This window comes from Ruminococcus sp. HUN007, assembly GCF_000712055.1.
GTDB lineage: Bacteria > Bacillota > Clostridia > Oscillospirales > Ruminococcaceae > HUN007.
The window spans coordinates 2,804,468-2,822,387 of sequence record NZ_JOOA01000002.1; the positions used below are offsets into that span (position 1 = coordinate 2,804,468).

Annotated in this window: 20 protein-coding genes and 1 other annotated feature; of the genes, 8 read left to right on the forward strand and 12 right to left on the reverse strand. The window is 41.7% G+C overall.

Going from position 1 to position 17,920, the window contains the following annotated elements:
• Positions 1-132, forward strand: a sequence feature (ribosomal protein L10 leader region).
• Between the two features lie 39 nt (positions 133-171).
• Positions 172-678 (forward strand): 50S ribosomal protein L10, encoded by a 507-nt coding sequence (rplJ, locus tag CC97_RS16205; RefSeq protein ID WP_044976244.1) that lies wholly within the window; start codon positions 172-174, stop codon positions 676-678.
• Between the two features lie 51 nt (positions 679-729).
• Complete coding sequence (gene rplL / locus CC97_RS16210) at positions 730-1,101, forward strand: 50S ribosomal protein L7/L12 (protein ID WP_044976246.1); 372 nt, start codon at positions 730-732, stop codon at positions 1,099-1,101.
• Positions 1,102-1,255: 154 nt separating this feature from the next.
• On the opposite strand, the gene CC97_RS16215 is transcribed toward rplL, so the two are convergent.
• Together CC97_RS16215 and CC97_RS16220 are read right to left on the reverse strand one after the other, a co-directional pair.
• Positions 1,256-2,404, reverse strand: a complete 1,149-nt coding sequence (locus tag CC97_RS16215; RefSeq protein WP_044976248.1) for a ribose-phosphate pyrophosphokinase — start codon at positions 2,402-2,404, stop codon at positions 1,256-1,258.
• Positions 2,405-2,610: 206 nt separating this feature from the next.
• On the reverse strand, positions 2,611-2,919 hold the full coding sequence (locus CC97_RS16220) for a helix-hairpin-helix domain-containing protein (RefSeq protein ID WP_049962980.1): 309 nt from the start codon (positions 2,917-2,919) through the stop codon (positions 2,611-2,613).
• A 437-nt stretch (positions 2,920-3,356) separates the two neighbouring features.
• On the opposite strand from CC97_RS16220, the gene rpmG reads away from it, so the two are divergent.
• The 6 genes from rpmG (at position 3,357) to CC97_RS16250 (ending at position 7,631) form a co-directional block, all read left to right on the forward strand.
• Positions 3,357-3,506, forward strand: coding sequence for a 50S ribosomal protein L33 (rpmG, locus tag CC97_RS16225; RefSeq protein ID WP_044976250.1), 150 nt, complete (start codon positions 3,357-3,359; stop codon positions 3,504-3,506).
• A 15-nt stretch (positions 3,507-3,521) separates the two neighbouring features.
• A complete protein-coding gene (gene secE / locus CC97_RS16230; RefSeq protein ID WP_044976252.1) occupies positions 3,522-3,788 on the forward strand; it encodes a preprotein translocase subunit SecE in 267 nt (88 codons plus the stop codon).
• A gap of 35 nt (positions 3,789-3,823) precedes the next feature.
• On the forward strand, positions 3,824-4,357 hold the full coding sequence (nusG, locus tag CC97_RS16235; protein ID WP_044976254.1) for a transcription termination/antitermination protein NusG: 534 nt from the start codon (positions 3,824-3,826) through the stop codon (positions 4,355-4,357).
• A 114-nt stretch (positions 4,358-4,471) separates the two neighbouring features.
• Positions 4,472-4,897 (forward strand): 50S ribosomal protein L11, encoded by a 426-nt coding sequence (gene rplK / locus CC97_RS16240; protein ID WP_044976256.1) that lies wholly within the window; start codon positions 4,472-4,474, stop codon positions 4,895-4,897.
• 118 nt (positions 4,898-5,015) lie between these two features.
• Positions 5,016-5,711 carry a 50S ribosomal protein L1 gene (gene rplA, locus CC97_RS16245; RefSeq protein WP_044976258.1) on the forward strand — a complete coding sequence of 232 codons (696 nt, stop codon included), beginning with the start codon at positions 5,016-5,018 and terminating at the stop codon, positions 5,709-5,711.
• A gap of 276 nt (positions 5,712-5,987) precedes the next feature.
• Positions 5,988-7,631: a GGDEF and EAL domain-containing protein gene (locus CC97_RS16250; protein WP_044976260.1), complete on the forward strand. Its 1,644-nt coding sequence runs from the start codon at positions 5,988-5,990 to the stop codon at positions 7,629-7,631.
• Positions 7,632-7,787: 156 nt separating this feature from the next.
• Here the strand turns inward: CC97_RS16250 and proB are convergent, their stop codons facing one another.
• The 10 genes from proB to CC97_RS16300 form a co-directional block, all read right to left on the reverse strand.
• A complete protein-coding gene (gene proB, locus CC97_RS16255) occupies positions 7,788-8,570 on the reverse strand; it encodes a glutamate 5-kinase (protein ID WP_044976262.1) in 783 nt (260 codons plus the stop codon).
• A 104-nt stretch (positions 8,571-8,674) separates the two neighbouring features.
• Positions 8,675-9,544 (reverse strand): D-2-hydroxyacid dehydrogenase, encoded by an 870-nt coding sequence (locus CC97_RS16260; protein WP_242848187.1) that lies wholly within the window; start codon positions 9,542-9,544, stop codon positions 8,675-8,677.
• Positions 9,537-9,857, reverse strand: coding sequence for a hypothetical protein (locus CC97_RS16265; RefSeq protein WP_044976265.1), 321 nt, complete (start codon positions 9,855-9,857; stop codon positions 9,537-9,539). The genes CC97_RS16260 and CC97_RS16265 overlap by 8 nt, the downstream gene beginning before the upstream one ends.
• A gap of 122 nt (positions 9,858-9,979) precedes the next feature.
• The gene (locus tag CC97_RS19165) at positions 9,980-11,923 is read right to left on the reverse strand and encodes a bifunctional diguanylate cyclase/phosphodiesterase (protein ID WP_049962981.1); all 1,944 of its coding nucleotides are present in this window, start codon (positions 11,921-11,923) and stop codon (positions 9,980-9,982) included.
• Between the two features lie 138 nt (positions 11,924-12,061).
• Positions 12,062-13,957 carry a lectin like domain-containing protein gene (locus tag CC97_RS16275; RefSeq protein WP_044976267.1) on the reverse strand — a complete coding sequence of 632 codons (1,896 nt, stop codon included), beginning with the start codon at positions 13,955-13,957 and terminating at the stop codon, positions 12,062-12,064.
• A 79-nt stretch (positions 13,958-14,036) separates the two neighbouring features.
• Positions 14,037-15,077, reverse strand: coding sequence for a radical SAM protein (locus tag CC97_RS16280; RefSeq protein WP_242848188.1), 1,041 nt, complete (start codon positions 15,075-15,077; stop codon positions 14,037-14,039).
• Positions 15,078-15,249: 172 nt separating this feature from the next.
• Entirely contained in the window at positions 15,250-15,459 is a 210-nt protein-coding gene (locus CC97_RS16285) for a DUF3791 domain-containing protein (RefSeq protein ID WP_044976271.1), read from the reverse strand.
• Position 15,460: 1 nt separating this feature from the next.
• Positions 15,461-15,709: a hypothetical protein gene (locus CC97_RS16290; RefSeq protein ID WP_044976273.1), complete on the reverse strand. Its 249-nt coding sequence runs from the start codon at positions 15,707-15,709 to the stop codon at positions 15,461-15,463.
• Positions 15,706-16,185 (reverse strand): DUF3990 domain-containing protein, encoded by a 480-nt coding sequence (locus CC97_RS16295; protein WP_044976276.1) that lies wholly within the window; start codon positions 16,183-16,185, stop codon positions 15,706-15,708. Before CC97_RS16295 ends, CC97_RS16290 begins: the two co-directional genes overlap by 4 nt.
• A gap of 215 nt (positions 16,186-16,400) precedes the next feature.
• On the reverse strand, positions 16,401-17,918 hold the full coding sequence (locus CC97_RS16300; RefSeq protein ID WP_044976278.1) for a hypothetical protein: 1,518 nt from the start codon (positions 17,916-17,918) through the stop codon (positions 16,401-16,403).
• Positions 17,919-17,920 lie beyond the last annotated feature (2 nt).

Below are 17,920 nucleotides of genomic sequence, written 5' to 3' on the forward strand. Positions count from 1 at the left end.
ACTTACAGCTATCGTATTCTAAAGACAGCTGGTGGTCATGCACCGTAAGTCCAGCCGAGGAATGTGGCGATTAATTACTTATATGTAATCAACACCTTTCTCGATTTCTGAGAAAGGTTTTTTATTGCCCTCTCTTTGATACGATTATCATATCTTCGGAGGTGAAAATTAATGGCAAGTGAACAGATTTTAGCAGGTAAGAAGGCCAGAGTTGCTGAAGTTGCAGAACTTCTCAAGAATTCATGTGCTGGTGTTATTGTTGACTACAAGGGCATCACTGTTGAAGATGACACAAAGCTCCGTAAGGAACTTCGTGAAGCTGGCGTAAATTACTTTGTAGAAAAGAACTCAATTCTTCGCTTTGCATTAAAGGAAGCAGGTGTTGAAGGTCTCGAGAATGTACTCGAAGGCACAACAGCTATCGCTCTTTCAAATGAGGATCAGACTGCTCCTGCAAGAATCCTTGGTAAGTATGCAGATGCTTCAGAAGGCAAGTTCAAGGTTAAGGCTGGTTACATCGGCTCAGACATCTACGACGAAGCAGGCGTTATGGCTCTTTCAAAGATCCCATCAAGAGATGTACTTCTCGCTCAGCTCGTTGGTTCACTCCAGGGTCCTATCCAGAAACTCGCTGCGCTTCTTAAGGCAGTATCTGAAAAGGACGGAGAAGCAGCTTAATTACATTGCTGCATAACATTTTTTAAAATTTAGTTTAAGGAGAATATTATCATGGCTTCAGAAAAGACAATGAAATTTATTGAAGATATCAAGGCTCTTACAGTATTAGAGCTCGCTGAATTAGTTGACGCTATTCAGGAAGAATTTGGCGTAACAGCTGCTGTAGCTGCTGCTCCTGCTGCTGGCGGCGCTGCTGCTGGTGCTGCTGAAAAGACTGAATTTGACGTTGTAATGACATCATTCGGTGACAGCAAGATGAACGTTATCAAGGTTATCAAGGACGTTATGGGTCTTGGCCTTAAGGAATCAAAGGAATTCGTTGAAGGACTTCCAAAGGCTGTTAAGGAAGGCGCTTCAAAGGCTGACGCTGAAGACATCAAGGCTAAGCTCGAAGCTGCTGGTGCTACAATCGAAATCAAGTAATTTTAGTAATTATTTCGTTTCACATAACGGAGGGCTGTGCTTTACGCACAGCCCTCTTTTGCTGTCTGAAAAATAAATTTTTCGTTTACTATAAAAAAAACAGGCCTTTGCATCTGAGCTGATGCAAAGGCCTGTAATACTATGGTATGGTTTATCACTGATTGTACTTTTCAAGAAGCTGTTTGATCTTTTCGTGCGGATCGATGACGCTGCTGATAGAGATGTCGTGGTTGATAGCAGAAATAAAGTAAGCGATGTATTTTGAAACGTCAACTTCCATGAACCATTCTCTCTTGAGAAGTTCAGGTGTTCTGTATGTGAGGTTTGTGCCGAGGATGCCGTTGATGTAACCGTCTTTGTATGCCTGGTCGAACTTTTCAAGACCGTCTGTGAAGAGACCGTATGTTGCGTAAGCGTAGATCTTGTTAGCTTTCTTTTCCTTGAGCTGGTATGCGATGTCGAGAACAGACTGACCTGATGAGATGATGTCATCGGCAACGAAGATGTCCATGCCTTCAACGTCTCTTCCGAGGTATTCGTGAGCTACGATAGGGTTTCTTCCGTTTTCGATTCTTGAGTAGTCACGTCTCTTGTAGAACATACCAAGTTCAACGCCGAGAACCGAAGCGTAGTACATGTTTCTGTTAAGGGCGCCTTCATCAGGACTTACGATCATGAAGTTGTCCTTTGTGATGTGAAGGTCCTTGATGTTTCTGTACATTGTCTTGAGAACCTGGTATGTAGGCATTACATTGTCAAAGCCCATGAGCGGGATAGCGTTGTGTACTCTAGGATCGTGTGCGTCAAATGTTACGATGTTTGAAACGCCCATGCTCTGGAGTTCCTGAAGTGCCCATGCACAGTCGAGAGATTCACGGTAATTTCTTCTGTGCTGTCTTCCGCCGTAGAGGATAGGCATTATAACGTTTATTCTGTGTGCCTTGCCGCTTGCAGCCTGAATGATTCTCTTGAGATCCTGATAGTGATCGTCAGGTGACATGAAGTTTTCCTGACCGAACATCTTGTACTTGCAGCTGTAGTTGTTTACGTCAACGATAATGAAAAGATCCTTGCCTCGTACTGTTGACTTGATGAGGCCCTTGCCGTCGCCTGATGCAAAACGCGGACACTGGCTTTCAATAAGGAAGCCGTCCTTGTCAAGGCCGCTCTGCTTAGCCCATTCAACAAGATAGCTGTTGATCTTGTCGCCGAGTTCACCGGCGCCGTTCATAGCGATGAGACCAAGAGGGGCAACACTTGTTTCAGGATTGAAAACCGCAACATTTGAAGAATTCATAGACATTTGACCATACCCTTTCAGAAAAGAAATAAGAAATATTAAATACAAAGAATGTATATGCTGAAAAACATCCCCGGTTTTTATGCATAATCAACTATAATAAAAGTATATCATTGATATAAGGCATTTGTCAATTATCTTATTATAATAAAATGACCGCAAATAAAGACAAATTATTGTAGAAAACTCAAATAATTATACTTGTGTGGTTAGCCTGCGGTAATGAACGGTGCAAGTGTCTCCACAGTCTTTTTTCCGATGCCGGATATGTTCTGAAGATCATGTATATCGGAAAACGGTCCGTTCTGCGTCCGGTATTCTATAATGCTGTCAGCTTTCTTTTCGCCGATGCCATCAAGTGACATAAGGGTGCTTTTGTCTGCAGTATTTATGTTTATCAGAGAGGAACCGGATCCGTCTGCCGTTATCTGTGCTGTGTCATCGGATGTTGTTTCCGGCGTGTCTGTAAATACCGGGGCTTCCGTACTATATATATAAGTATCTTCTTCAGTTGCCATAGTAACTGCTTCCGGTATGAGTCTTTCCCTTACTGTTTTCCGGTCGGTCTGTTCTCCGGGAATTTCGCGGTATATCATTATTACAGCAAGTATAAGTGCGAGCGTGCAGCATACTGAATAATAAACTTTCTTGTCTGTATCTATTTTCCTTCACCACCATATATTAATTCTAAATCCTATTTTACACCATTTCAAACGGTTTGTAAATACCTTACAGGAAATTTTATTCATCGGAAGCAGTGAAGATACGAAAAAAAACAGTTGACTTCCGGCGTAAAACATGGTAAAATATAAGTACCTCTTTGTGAGGTGCATTTTTTTGCTCTTTTGCAGAAAATCACACTCAGTTTAACAGAGGGAGGCCGTGCAGTTCCGGTCTTTTTTTAAGAGCGGTAAACTGCGTTTGAAGAATAATTACATTCAGGAGGTGCCGACACGTGAGAGTTAAGGTAACATTAGCTTGTACAGAATGCAAGCAGCGTAATTACGCAACAAAGAAGAACAAGAAGAACGACCCTGACAGAATTGAAATGAACAAGTACTGCAAGTTCTGCAGAAAGCATACTCTGCACAGGGAAACAAAGTAATTCCGGAGGTTGCTCATGGCAAAGGAAGATTTAAAATCTGAAAAGAAAAAGGAAAAAACTCCGGCAAAGTCTTCTGCCAAAAATCAGAAGAAGCAGCCAAACAAGGTTGCTAAATACTTCAAAGACCTTAGGAGCGAATTCAAGAAGGTCGTATGGCCAACAAAGAAGCAGGTCATCAACAACACAACTGTTGTTCTCGTGACTATCCTTCTTATCGGAATCTTTGTAGGCGCATTCGATACTATCGGCGGATGGGCTCTGAAGATGTTCTTAAACAAATAAGCAGTTACAGTCTAAATGCAAGGAGGTAATTTTGCATGTCAGAAGCAGCAAAATGGTATGTTATTCACACTTATTCGGGTTATGAGAACAAAGTAAAACAGAACATCGAAAAAGTTGTTGAAAACAGGAAGCTTCACGACCTGATCCTTGAAGTAAGAGTACCTACAGAAAAGGTAACAGAAATTACTGACGGCAAGACGAAGGAAGTGGAAAGAAAAACATTTCCGGGCTATGTTCTGCTGAAAATGGTATACACTGATGAATCATGGTACATAGTAAAGAGTACACGAGGTGTTACAGGATTTGTTGGTCCTGCGTCTGAACCGACTCCGCTTTCAGAGAAGGAAGTTGAGGCACTTGGTGTTTCACTTGATACTCCAGCGGTTGAAGTAAACATTTCTGCCGGAGACAGTGTTCGTGTATCAGGTACTGCAATGGACGGATTTGTTGGTGTGGTACAGAAGGTCGATATTGACAATGGTACTGTTGACGTTCTTGTTTCAATGTTCGGCCGCGAAACTCCGGCTACGCTTAGCCTTACACAGGTTATCAGGCTGGATGATATTTAATAATCAAAAAGTAAACGTATTTTTTAAAACTGGCTGAAGCAACAGTCAGTGTGGGAGAGGCAAAATAATGATCATTGCCTCGTTCGTGACCACTTTATGGAGGTGCAATAAACCATGGCACAGAAAGTCGTTGGCTATATTAAATTACAGATCGCTGCAGGTAAGGCAACACCTGCTCCACCGGTTGGTCCTGCTTTAGGTCAGCACGGTGTAAACATCATGGCTTTTACAAAGGAATTCAATGAAAGAACTAAGAATGATATCGGTCTTATCATCCCTGTTGTAATCACAGTTTATGCTGACCGTACATTCTCATTCGTTACAAAGACACCGCCGGCTGCAGTTCTTATCAAGAAGGCTTGCGGAATCGAAAGCGGTTCAGGCGTACCTAACAAGACAAAGGTAGCTAAGATCACTAAGGATCAGATCAGAAAGATCGCTGAAACAAAGATGCCTGACCTTAACGCTGCAACTATCGAAACAGCTATGAGCATGATCGCTGGTACAGCACGTTCAATGGGCGTTACAGTAGAAGACTGATCACTGTAGACTCAACACATAAGAAAATCGTACGTTATCTAATGGTGGGAGGAAACTTTCCGCTAACTGAAACTGCGTATAAGCGTTTTGGTATTACCACTTTATAGGAGGATAAATAATGAAACACGGCAAGAAGTATAATGATAGTGTAAAGACTATCGAAGCTGATAAATTTTATGATTCCGCAGAAGCTCTCGATTTAGTATGCAAGAATGCAAAGGCTAAGTTCGATGAGACTGTTGAAGTACATGTACGTCTCGGCGTTGACTCAAGACATGCTGACCAGCAGGTTCGTGGTGCTGTTGTACTTCCGAACGGTACTGGTAAGAAGGTTAGAGTATGCGTATTCTGTAAGGAAGACAAGTACGAAGCAGCTAAGGGTGCTGGCGCTGAATATGTAGGCGGACAGGATCTCGTTGACAAGATCGTTAAGGAAAACTGGATGGATTTCGACGTAGTTATCGCATCACCTGACATGATGGGTCTCGTTGGTCGTCTCGGTAAGGTTCTCGGCCCAAGAGGTCTCATGCCAAACCCGAAGGCTGGTACAGTTACTCCTGACGTAGCTAAGGCTGTTACAGAAGCTAAGGCTGGTAAGATCGAATACCGTCTCGACAAGACAAACATCATCCACTGCCCGATCGGCAAGGCTTCATTCGGTGCTGAAAAGCTCGACGCTAACTTCACAACACTTATCGAAGCTATCGTAAAGGCTAAGCCGGCTGCAGCTAAGGGTACATACCTCAAGTCTTGCGTAGTTACATCTACAATGGGCGTTGGTGTTCCTGTATCAACAGCCAAGTATGGCGCTTAATCAGGCATCAGTCTGATCGTATAAAACAGTATACAGCTAACGGTAAAGGTTTTTTTCCGTTAGCTGTAATTTTTTTATCTGTGCACATATTCTGATAAAAAAATCAGAATATGTGCTCCTTTTTTGTATAGTTGACTTGATTTTGTGATGAAAATAATGTATAATTAAACAAACGGGGGTATATTGTTATCGATAATACTGATGATTCAGAACACTTTATAACGATTTGTGTAAAAATTGATATATACGATTTTTATGATACGGGGAGGGATAGCAGTGGATAATAAAATTCTTAATGATAAATTATTTGAGGCATTCGCTTCTTCATCTGATAATGTATACGTTTATGTCACAGATCTGCAGAACGGACTGAGCAGATGGTCAAAGAATTCGGTTGAATATTTTAATTTTCCCGATGAATATATGACAAATGTGTTACCGTTTCTGCAGGAAAATATCCATCCTGAAGACCAGGAAGGATATTTCTCGGATCTGGCAGAAGTGCTTTCAGGAAAGCGTGACAGGCACAGCTACCAGTATCGTCTTAAAAACCGTTACGGCGAATATGTATGGATAGAATGCAAGGGCAGTGTGATCAGGGAAAATGGTGTTCCTGTAATTTTTGCCGGGCTTATGACAAGACTTGACAATCAGAACAAATATGATTCCGTAACCGGACTGCCTACAATATTTGATTTTTATAATTATGATTTTAAAGGAAAGAACGGTTTTCTTCTTCTCATTGGCATTGATCAGTTCAGAAAAGTAGTCAGCAATTACGGTTATCATGTTGGTGACCGTGTACTTGTTGAATTTGCAAAAAAAATAAGGAAGCTGTGTGAACCTGATGCCAGACTTTACCGGATGAGCGGCGATGAATTCCTTGTGATCACCGAAAATATCTCCAGTGAGACTCTTCAGGAGTTTTTCGAATGTATTAAGGATTCTGCCGGTGAGATCGAACTTGAGGACAGCAGAAAGATTCATCTTTCAGTAACAGCCGGTGCAAGTGCTTTTCCGGCCGACGGTACAGAAAAGGAAGAACTGTTAAGCAATGCGGAACATTCTCTTGAATACAGCAAGAGCACAAGACGCGGTGAACTTCTTATATTCTCCAAGACGATAGCTGACAGTCAGATGCGTCTTCAGAAACTCAGAGAAGAACTCAAGCAGAGTATCAGGGATAATTTCAAAGGCTTTACTCTGTATTTTCAGCCTATTGTTGACGGCGAAAGAAACAGGATAATCGGCTGTGAGGCTCTGCTCAGATGGAAAGGCGAAACCATAAAAGACTCCTATCCGGGTGAGTTTATCAAAATTCTTGAAGATGACGGCAACATTATACCTGTCGGCAGATGGGTAATGGAACAGGCTGTAAAGCAGCAGAGTATCTGGAACAGGGAATATCCAGGAATCATAGTAAGTTTCAATGTTTCATACCAGCAGTTCGTTGCTGACAGATTTATTGAAAATCTGATGGATGCAGTTACAAAGTACGGCGTCGATCCGTCCAGTATGATAGTTGAACTTACCGAAAGCTGTAAGGTCGAAAAATCAGAAGAACTTGCTGAAATATTCAGAAAGCTGAAAGACGAGGGATACAAAGTCGCTCTTGACGACTTCGGTACAGCCTACGCTTCACTGGAAATGCTCAGGAATCTTCCGGCAAGCATCATAAAGATAGAACACTCATTCGTAAGGGAACTTGCTGATCCCGGACATGATGTTGACTATGTTATCATAGACAGCCTGCTTGCAATGTGCAGAAAGCTTAAGTGCAATGCAATAGTTGAAGGCGTTGAAAGTGCGAAAGTCGCAGATATGATAAAAGATCTCGACACCACTATGCTTCAGGGCTACTATTATTCAAAACCGGTTCCTCGTGAGGAATTTGAAAAAATGCTTGAAAGTCAGAAATAAAAATAAAAGCTTCCGTTTTACGCGGAAGCTTTTTTGTTAGGAAAACGCTGATTTATTAATAAATCAGCGTGGGGCTCCGGGGCGAAGCCCCGCAAATCCCACCTCCGGAAATCCGGCGAAGCCGGATTTCCGATTTAATCAGTGTTTACTTAGCTTTTATTTGTTAGCTTTGAAAAGCGTGCCTACAGGAATATCTTCGAAAAGATCGTAGAGCATTTCAGGATTCTTTCCGTTCATGATGATCATGTCAATGCCTGATTCAGTCGCTATTTTTGCAGCGTTTATCTTTGTTGCCATGCCGCCTGTACCGAGTGATGAACCTGCGCCTCCGGCGATCTCCTCGATGTGGTGATCTATCTTTTCAACTACAGGAATAAGCTTTGCGGTTTTGTCTGTGTGCGGATCGGAGCTGAAAAGGCCGTCAATGTCGGAAAGGATAATAAGAAGATCCGCTTTTGCAAGATTTGCGACCATAGCGGAAAGAGAATCGTTTTCGCCGATCTCAAGTTCCAGTTCGTCGATTGCGACTGTATCATTTTCGTTTACGATCGGAACAACACCCATTGAAATAAGCTTTTCAAAAGTATTTACAACGTTGTTCTTTTCGAGAATAGTTTTTGTAAGAAGGATCTGGGCTACTGTTATGCCGTATTCGTCAAAGAGATTGTCATACATGTACATGAGCTCACACTGGCCAACTGCAGCACACGCCTGTTTTGACGGAGTGTCGGAAGGACGTGCCTTAAGTCCGAGTTTGCCTACGCCGAGTCCGATAGCACCGGAAGACACAATGACGAGTTCTTTTCCGGAGTTCTGGAGGTCTGCCAGTACGCGGACAAGTGAAGTCATTTTTCTGATATTGAGCTTTCCGGTACTGTGGGCAAGTGTTGATGTTCCGAGTTTTATGACGATACGCTTTTTATCTGAAATACGTTCCATGCGTAATTACACATTCCTTTCAGGGATTAACGACATTTTCAGGTGTGCCGTTTAAATATGATCTTATGTTCTGGTTTACGATGCCGATGAGTCTTCTTCTCGTTTCAAGAGGAGCCCAGGCAACGTGCGGAGTGATGATGCAGTTTTTTGGCGCCGTACAGCGGACAGTCTTTTCTCATTGGTTCGTATCCGAGAACGTCAAGTCCCGCACCGGCTATCCTGCCGGAATTGAGTGCGTCGGCAAGAGCCTGTTCATCAGCCACCGGACCTCTTGAAGTGTTTATGATTATTGCATCTTCCTTCATAAGTGCAATGCGTTCGCGGCTTATGGCACCTTTTGTTGCCTCGGTAAGAGGGCAGTGGAAGGTGATAATATCTGCACGTCTGAATGCATCGTCCAGGCTTACCAGTTCATAGCTGCAGTTTTCCGGCTTGGTTCTGGTGTTTACTATGACATTCATACCGAATGCATCAGCGATCTTTGCAACTGCCTTTCCTATGCTTCCGAATCCGACTACTGCAATGGTTCTGCCGGCGAGTTCGTACATCGGATAAGGAAATGCAGAGAACGTAGGTGATGTGATCCATTTTCCGCTTTCGGTATATTCACGGTACAGTGAAACCTTGCTGTAATGCTGCAGAATAAGAGCGAATGTGTGCTGTGCAACTGCATTTGTCGAATATGATCCGGCATTGCATACTGTTATGCCGTGATCCTTTGCGGCTTTTATGTCGATGTTATTGAAACCTGTGGCAAACAGACCGATATATTTAAGATCAGGACACGATTCGATTATCTCTCTGGTGATCAGGACCTTGTTGCACAGGACGATATTGCTGTCAGCGATACGTCCGGCAGTCTGTTCAGCAGTGGTGAGGCCGTAAAAGGTGATATTTCCGTCAGAAAAGATCTCATCTTCACTGATGTCACCTGTTGAAACGGTATCCCAGTCAAGTACGGTTATCTTATTCATTTTTCAGTTCTCCGCCGGAAATTTCAGAAACTGCATTCGCTGCAGCCTTCGCAGCTTCCGCTTTCTGTTCCTCTTTTTTCTTTTCAACAGACATTACAACGAAAATTGCGATCACCATGATGAGCTCGACTATTCCGAGTGCATAACGCCATGTGAGTGATGCATTAACGTAAAGAAGAAGTGTTGACGCGATCGCAAATGCTGATATTATCTGGTATTTGTAACCCTGTCTGAAAAACTGTATCATAAAGAAAATAAATCCTATAATGCAGAATACGATGTGTTTGTTAAGTTCTAGCGGAAAAGTATTCATGTTATTTTACCTCTTATATCTCTATAATAAACGGCGTCCTGTCAAATTTGACGCTTACAATTATTATATCATAAGGGATGTTGTTTTACAAGCAGTTTTTCAGTGTTTCCTTAAGACTGTTGTCACCGGTTCTTGTAAACAGGATCGTTGAGCCTTTTTTCGAATTCGTCATGCGGAAGAGGAGTATCGTAAAGATAGCCCTGGGCTGCAAAGCAGTGTATCTGTTTAAGAAATTCCACCTGCTCTTTTGTTTCAATGCCTTCGCAGATGACTTCTCGTTCAAGATCGTGTATCATGCGGACGATGTTGCCTATCATTTTCTTGTTCGGGTTGTTTTCCCTGTCAAGGTCATCGATAAATGATTTATCTATCTTGATAACGTCAACATCGAGATCACGCAGCATGGACAGTGATGAATATCCGGTTCCGAAGTCGTCCATCGATGTGAATATGCCTTCGTTTTTCATGGTCTTTACAAACTCAGCAAGAGAAGAGAAGTCATCATAGGCTGATGATTCTGTGATCTCCACTTCAATGTACTTTGGATCGATACCGTATTCGTCTATTGTCTTTATTATTTTATCTGCAAAGTCAGGATCTTTCAGGTGTATTTTTGAAAAGTTTGATGAAACACGTACAGGCTCGATGCCTTTTTTGAGCCATTCGGCAATGTCACTGCAGACGCGCCTGAAAACATAGAAGTCAAGAGCGCTGATATTGCCTTTTTCCTCCAGAATGTTTATGAATTTTCCCGGAGGTATCAGCTTGCCGTCGTGCAGCCAGCGCACAAGCGCCTCACATCCGCACAGTGTATTGTTTTCGATGTTTACCTTTGGCTGATAGTAGACGATAAACTCGCCGTTTTTGAGGCCCTGGTTACAGAGGTAAAGAGTATCCATACGTGAGTTCATCTCAGTGAACATTTTAGGATCGTACCGGATAAATGAATCGCTGGTGCTTTCGCGTGCTGTACTCAGTGCAAGAGTACATGCGGCAAAGGCATCGCCCGGTGTGTCCTTTTCCTGTATTCTGTATAAGCCGCAGTAGACTTCCAGCTGGTCGGAGTGTTCAAGTATATCGATCTTTATATCTTTCATGTGCGAGATAAACTGATCCTCGCGTTCACTGTAGATAAGAAGCAGGAAGCTGTCGCCGCCGTCACGGGCGAAGTGCTCTCCTTTGACCAGAAAGTTCCTGATATGAAAAGCAAACTCAGTAAGGACCTGGTCACCGGCCTTGTAGCCGTATTTGCTGTTATAGAACCTGAAGTCCTTGATGTTACAGAAAACACACGTATAATTACTGAAATGGCCGTTTTTCGCAAGAGTGCCGCACAGCTTGTGGAAATAATCAAAATTATCCGCGCATGTGAGAGAATCCTTGTTGAGAAGATTTTTCGACACTTTTCCGCAGGTGAACATTGATATAAGTGAGAAAAGCACGACAAGTGTTATTCCGACTGCGGTGGTCTGGCTTGCCTGTGCTGTTTTGTGCAGCATGTTCGTGCGGGTCTCTTTCACATCAGCGTTCATAAGTTTTTCATATTCGGTTATTGTGTTGTTTACTTTGAAAATGTATTTGTTCAGGCAGACGTTCATATAGAAGTTTGCCGACGAAACGTCTCCGGTATCAGCAAATTCCACGACTCTGTCCACGCTTTCAAGGTATTCAGATGCGCCGAGTTCTATTATGCGGTAATATTCTTCGTATTCCGTATTTGCGACATTGTTTCCGAACTCGTCAAGATTGTTACGCAGTTCTTCCTCGAGGTCTGCAGTCTGTTCCCTTATCCTTGTACGGGTCCAGACCGTATCATCCGAAATGATGTACTGGAAGATCATTTCTTCGTGGTTGTAAAGATTTTTGCTGATCTTTGTCAGATTGTCCTTGTTGCGCATATCTGTTTCGATCATGTGACTGTATTCCGATGAGATTTCTGACTGATTCACGGCCAGGAAAAGCATTGCTGAGATGGAAAGAAGCATTGTAATGCATATCATGGATACAATCACACGGATCCTTTGCTGGCGTATGCTGCCGTCAGATCTTGTAATTTTCCTGTTCATTATGTTTCCTCCCGGATATCAGACTTTTCGGCAGATATCCGATTTAATCAGTTTTTCCGGGAAACAGGCACAAAGCCCCCGGTGATCCGTATACCGTAAACCGGCATGGATCAGATATTCCCTATATTTTTAATTGTATCAGTTTGAAGTATCGATACTGTACTGTGTACCTGTAAGACGTTCTTTCAGCAGTATAAGATCAGTTATAGCTGTTTTTCCGTCTTCATTCAGGTCGGTGTCATATTTTTCCGGATTTATAAGCGTGCCGGCGAAGTAGCTGAGCATGATGTTCAGATCAAGGACATTAACTTTTCCGTCTTTGGTCAGGTCGAATTTGTCTTCGGCAAGAGGAGGCACCTCTGTGGTCACTGCGGTGGTTTCTGCAGGTCCGGTAACTTCAGGTTCTGTCGTAACTGCCGGTTCAGTGATTACAGGAGGATCCGGTTCCTCCGGCAGTTTTACTGAATCTGCCGGAGATGAGAATGCTTTAAGGCATGTGTTGCCTAAAACTATTGATCTGAGTTTCTTCAGCGGAGCGGAAAGTCCGAGATACTCAGGGTAGTTGTATGAGTAACGCTTGTTTGTGGTAAGGTACCATGTCTTTCCGTCAAGGCTTATGTAGCTGCTGTCAGTTTCGCTTTCAGCGAATGTGTGGAAAAGATAGGTGTGAGATGAGAAGAATCCGGCTGAAACTGTGGCTGCTGAAGCCTCCATCGGAATGCAGTAAGGAGATTCATGATTTGTAAGCTTTACAACAACTGAAAACTTGTCGCCCTGTTTTACGCGTACAGGAGTTTCAAGATTTACCGTGTGGTATCCGGTATAGCGCTGTGAGCCGGTTGTGTATGAAGCGAGAGTGCCGTTTACAGGAGAGTATGAGCGTGATGAAGGATCTGTGCCTGTGTAGACAGATATTTCATAATCTGCATCATCTTCAGTGGTGTAGAATGCCACTGCTGTTATCGGGTCATCGTTTTCGGCTGTGAATGTGTTTGCCATGTATCCTGAAAGATTTTTCTGGTTTGCGTCAGCAGATATCGATACGCACCATCCGGCTTCATCGTACTGGTAATTGGTCGAGTAGGTGTCAGCCGGAACGCTGTTGTAGCATCCTGCTTCGCAGAAGCTTTTGTCTTCGTATGAGATCCAGAAGTAACCTTTATCGCCCCAGTCTGTTCCCCAGCTGTTCTTTACAAGCCAGGCACCGTCGTGTTCAGGCTGGCTGCGGTCACGGCGGAAATTCTTCCTGGAGTAGTTGTCGTCCCATCCGACAACGAGGATGGCATGGTCGATACCTGCGCCTTCTTCGTCAACATAGTGTGCATGGGTAAACTCATTGTAATATTCCGGGCGGCTGTAGCAGGCTGCTGCAACCGCGTTGTGATTGTATACGAGTTCCTTCATGAAATTTACTGAATGCTTTACATGAGCGGAACTGAGAGGGTGGACATTAAGTACGTCAGTTACCTTGTAGTCTGATGCGTACTGCATGTACGGTTCCATGCTCTGAACAGTTCCGTACGGAGCCTTTTCCTCGGTTATCAGACCCTGCCAGCGTGAGAGCGTGGCGGCGGCAATAGTGTTGGTGCCGCCGGTGTTGAATACATTTTCCTCGGTTGACATAAGAGGCTTGTATCCGCGGTAGGCAAAGTAGGCCATGTGCCATTCTGAAAGATCAGGATTATCATCTATACCGTTTTCTATAAGCTGAGTTTCAACGGAATCTGTTGCGGCAATCGCCCAGCACATGCCGTAGTCACCCTGTTTTTTGACTTTTGTTATGATACCGAGATCAGTCAGACTGAATTTTTCAGGAAACTCGGTTGTTTCAGGGTCTGTCTCGTTCTCAGCCATTGCAATGTCAATGGCATCAAGGAATGATGTGGCAGTCAGCGTTTCTTCCTCGCCCTCGCGGTAGCTGACATGTTCGGTGTAGATAAGTCTTTCCCCTGATGTGTCACATATGCCGTCGTAAATAAGGCTGTAGAATGCGAAAACAGCAGCAAGACTGGTGATTGCAATAACTTTTTTCATACTACCCCTCCGTTGGGAACTGTCCGGAAATTACTGTGTTTCAGTGAATATCTGCAGACAGTGTCTGTTAATGCACATATCAGAAAAGGACGTCTTTGAAGCATACGTTAGGTCTGTTTTCATCAAAGTTCCAGGTGTGATATGCTCCGCCCTTGCAGAATTCATATTCACCGCACTTTTCACATTCCCCGCAGGTAAGACCTTTTCTGAATATTTCAAATTTGTTTTCCCAGACGTCTTTGAAACGATCTCTGAAAATGTTGCCCATTATGAATTCCGGACGGCGCTCGATGTCAAGACAGGCAGTAATATCGCCGTTTGACATTATACTTGCCACTCCGTAGCCTGCTTCACAGCGGAAATACCAGTCACGTACCTCGCGTTCGTAGTCCATTCCGAGGTAGTGCTCACATCCGTATGTAACAGGTTCGCCCTTGATCCTCATGTTTCTGATGTATTCGAACATGTGAACGATGTCTTCGTTCGTCATGAGGAGTTCCGGGTGCTCATTTGCTCTTCCTATAGGATCGATGTTTACGATTCTCCAGGAATCTATGTCCATGTCGTTGAAAATGCGGTACAGCTCGTCAAGCTGGCCGATGTTCTGATGAGTAACGACTGTTGTTATCTGAATATGCTGGAATCCGCCCACGTCAATAAGGTTCTGAACGCCTTCCATGGCTCTTTTCCATCCGCCCGGTGTCTGTCTGAAAGCATCATGTGTCGCTTCGGTTCCGTCTATGCTTATGGAAATAGTCTTCATGCCTGTTCTTTTAAGATCCTTTGCAACTTCAGGTGTGATGAGAATACCGTTTGAGGTCATGCCCCAGAGGAATCCCTGCTTGTTTGCGTCATCCATTATATCAAAAAAGTCTGTTCTGATAAGCGGTTCGCCGCCTGTGATGCAGAGTGTGAATGATTTTGTATCAAAATCTTCAGCTATCTGCTTCATGACTTCGTGATACTGTGCAGGTGTCATTTCCTCCGCCTTAACATCACCGCATCTGCTTCCGCAGTGCAGACAGTGCTCATTGCACCGCATGGTAAGTTCGAAGAACAGATGCCTGAGTTTTATCTCACGCGCCGCAGCAAGTGCACGCATATCTTTTTTCTTGGTCATAATATTAAGCATCGTAATTAAACCTCAATTTCCTTTTTTATATTGAATTTATAAAAAAATTATATCACGATTAATGAAAATTTGCAATAGAAGTCACAAAAAAGGAACGTTACAGTAAAAACAAAAAAGACTCCGGCATGTGCTTTGACATATCGGAGTCTTTTTCTGTATGTTAATGATTTTCAGTTCGTTCTGCAATCAGTTCATCAATGTCCTCGAAAGCATTCTCGATAGCTTCGCAGTGATAACGTTCATACATATCAATAATGAAATCAGTAATTTTCAGTGAATCCCATTTTTCAAGTACTTTGCTGGCTGTAGTGCCACTGTACTGAGCGTACTGTTCCAGAAGGAAGATGAAGTATTCGGTTTCCTTTGTCATTTCAAACACCTCGGATATATACTGAATTGCGCGGGTCACCGGTTATCTGTTCGACTTCCCACATATCAAATATAGCAGGATATCCGAACTGCCACATTTCAAGTGCCGGATCTGACAGCATTGCGTAAGTTTCAGATTTAATAAAACGACGAAGGGCCTCCATTTCATCGTAATCGTATTTTTCACACATCAGCATTATGACTTCTTTGTCGTAGTATTTCAGGATGTAAGGAAGTATCTTTGTACTCATACGAACACCGCCCTTCTGAATGTAAGCAGTTCAAGTGATTTTTCTGTTTTGAATGCATACTGATCTTTAAGTTTGAATGGAAGGAGCCTTCGTAATGCTTCTTCTTCATCATATGCTCCGATAAAATAGAGCTGAATCACTTCAAATGTCTGATCATTTGCAACTGGTCCCGAAATAAGATCATATTCATCAGAGTAGTTTCTGTTTGTTCTGCATTCACTTACAAATTTCAGCCAGTCATGATCTGCTGATTCAAAATGAAGAACGTTAAGATCTGATAATTTTGTATCATCAAAATCGAATTCGTTTACTACAGCAGAAGCAGTTCTTTTTCGTTCAGCCGTAAGTTTAGCCCATTTTTTAGCCTGTTCATAATCAGATGTCAGATAAAAAGCTTTGCCGAAGTCCAGTGCACGGTTACTTGGTAAAAGTACGGGTTTCTGAACTTCGGTGTAGCTTCCGTGGTAAAGTTTCATCTGTTTGTTCCTTTCGAGTATATTATAAATTCGTAAAACGATTAAAATTATTTTTGATTTATGCGATAAATATATAGTAGCATATTATTCGTTGGTTTTCAATAAAAAAAGGAAAAATGAGGATGGGCGTAGAATACTTCGTATAAATGGAATAGATGATTAATAATGATCGGGTTTACGTTGATATGTTGATATATAGTAGATTTAACCAATGACTAAATAACTTTGTAAAGCCATTCTTTGTATTCTTCTAATGTGTTTATGACAAAAATAATAGCTTCTTCGCCAAATAATTCAGACACTTCATTATATTCGTATTTCAACAGCATATCTGCTTCTAAGTTATTGGGTACAGTTAGCAGCATTCTTGTATCTTCAATCAAAGCTGTAGTTGATAAAATTTTAATTTCATTTTCGCTAAGTCCATCCTGATAAAGAAGGCTAACTTCGTTATGGTCACATGTCTCAATATATAATTTGACAAGTGCATCGATGCATTCTTTGATATATCTAGCTTCTTTAGGTTCATCACACATGGAATATAACAGGAATTTATATCCCGCCAATTTGCTTATGGGTGTTAATTCTTTTGGCGTAATATTACTTATAGTGTGGTTTATGATTTTCTTATTCTTCTTGTATACCTTTGAATGATCTGAAATTTGACGTTTTTGCAAAACCTTTTTCAAGTAAACATCATAGTATTTTTTTAATTCACAGCTAAGTTCGGATTTAAAGTCTATTTTAGAAAAAATATATAGAATATATTTAGCTTTCCTAAGTACATTATCATTAACTGTTGTATTAATGATATTTGTGTATCTTTCTTTGAGCGTTTCTTTGTAGTTTGTTAAGACAGTTATAAGAAATTCTATTGCATCTTTTCCAAAATGCTTAACCAATGAAATGTACATTTGCTTTAATTCTTCATCTTTTATATGATCGTCACACTGAAGTAATTGATTATTAAAATCTATTATACAAGAAGCGGAAAAGTAAATTTGAATATCATCAATTTCATTGTCGAATGAAGCGCACACAGAAGCGAATACAGATACTATATTCTCTACACATTTTTTTACGTATTTTGATTCTTGTGGTTCGTTGTGCATTGAAAGTAGCAAGTTGTAGTATAAATCAAATTTATTAAAATTTATATCATCAGTTTTAGATTCAGAACAGTGATTGTATAACTCGTTCATTAAGCGTTTGACATTTTTTTCTGTCATAAGGTCAGTCGGGCATTTTATGTTGTTATAGAACTTTGTTTCAAAATATTCATTTAAAATATCTGGAAGTGAATTTATGATATCTCTACGTTGTAGTATATATTCAATGTATAATTGATGTTTGGTTAAATCTTCTGTTTTCTGACGAATTTTTTTTAGAAGAGTGTCTAATGATCGGTTTAAATCATCTTCATTTTGATCAAGTATTTTTTTTACTTCTTTATAAGAATACCCATTAGAATTAAAAAGCTTTATCAAGTTGATTCTTTGTAAGTCTGATACACTATACTTCCATTTTGAAGAACGTCTTTTTTTTATGTTTTTAACTTCAGCATCTCTGTTGAAATCTTCTGTTATCGATATTTCTTCATTGTTTAATGGAAATAATAATTCATAGGAACGAAATCTTTGAAAATCTTGCCGAGATAAACCTGTAAGCTTTATTATTTGCGATAAAGTAAGGATATCTTCAGCTTTATTCTCGTCGGCGTTTGGATTTTTCATAC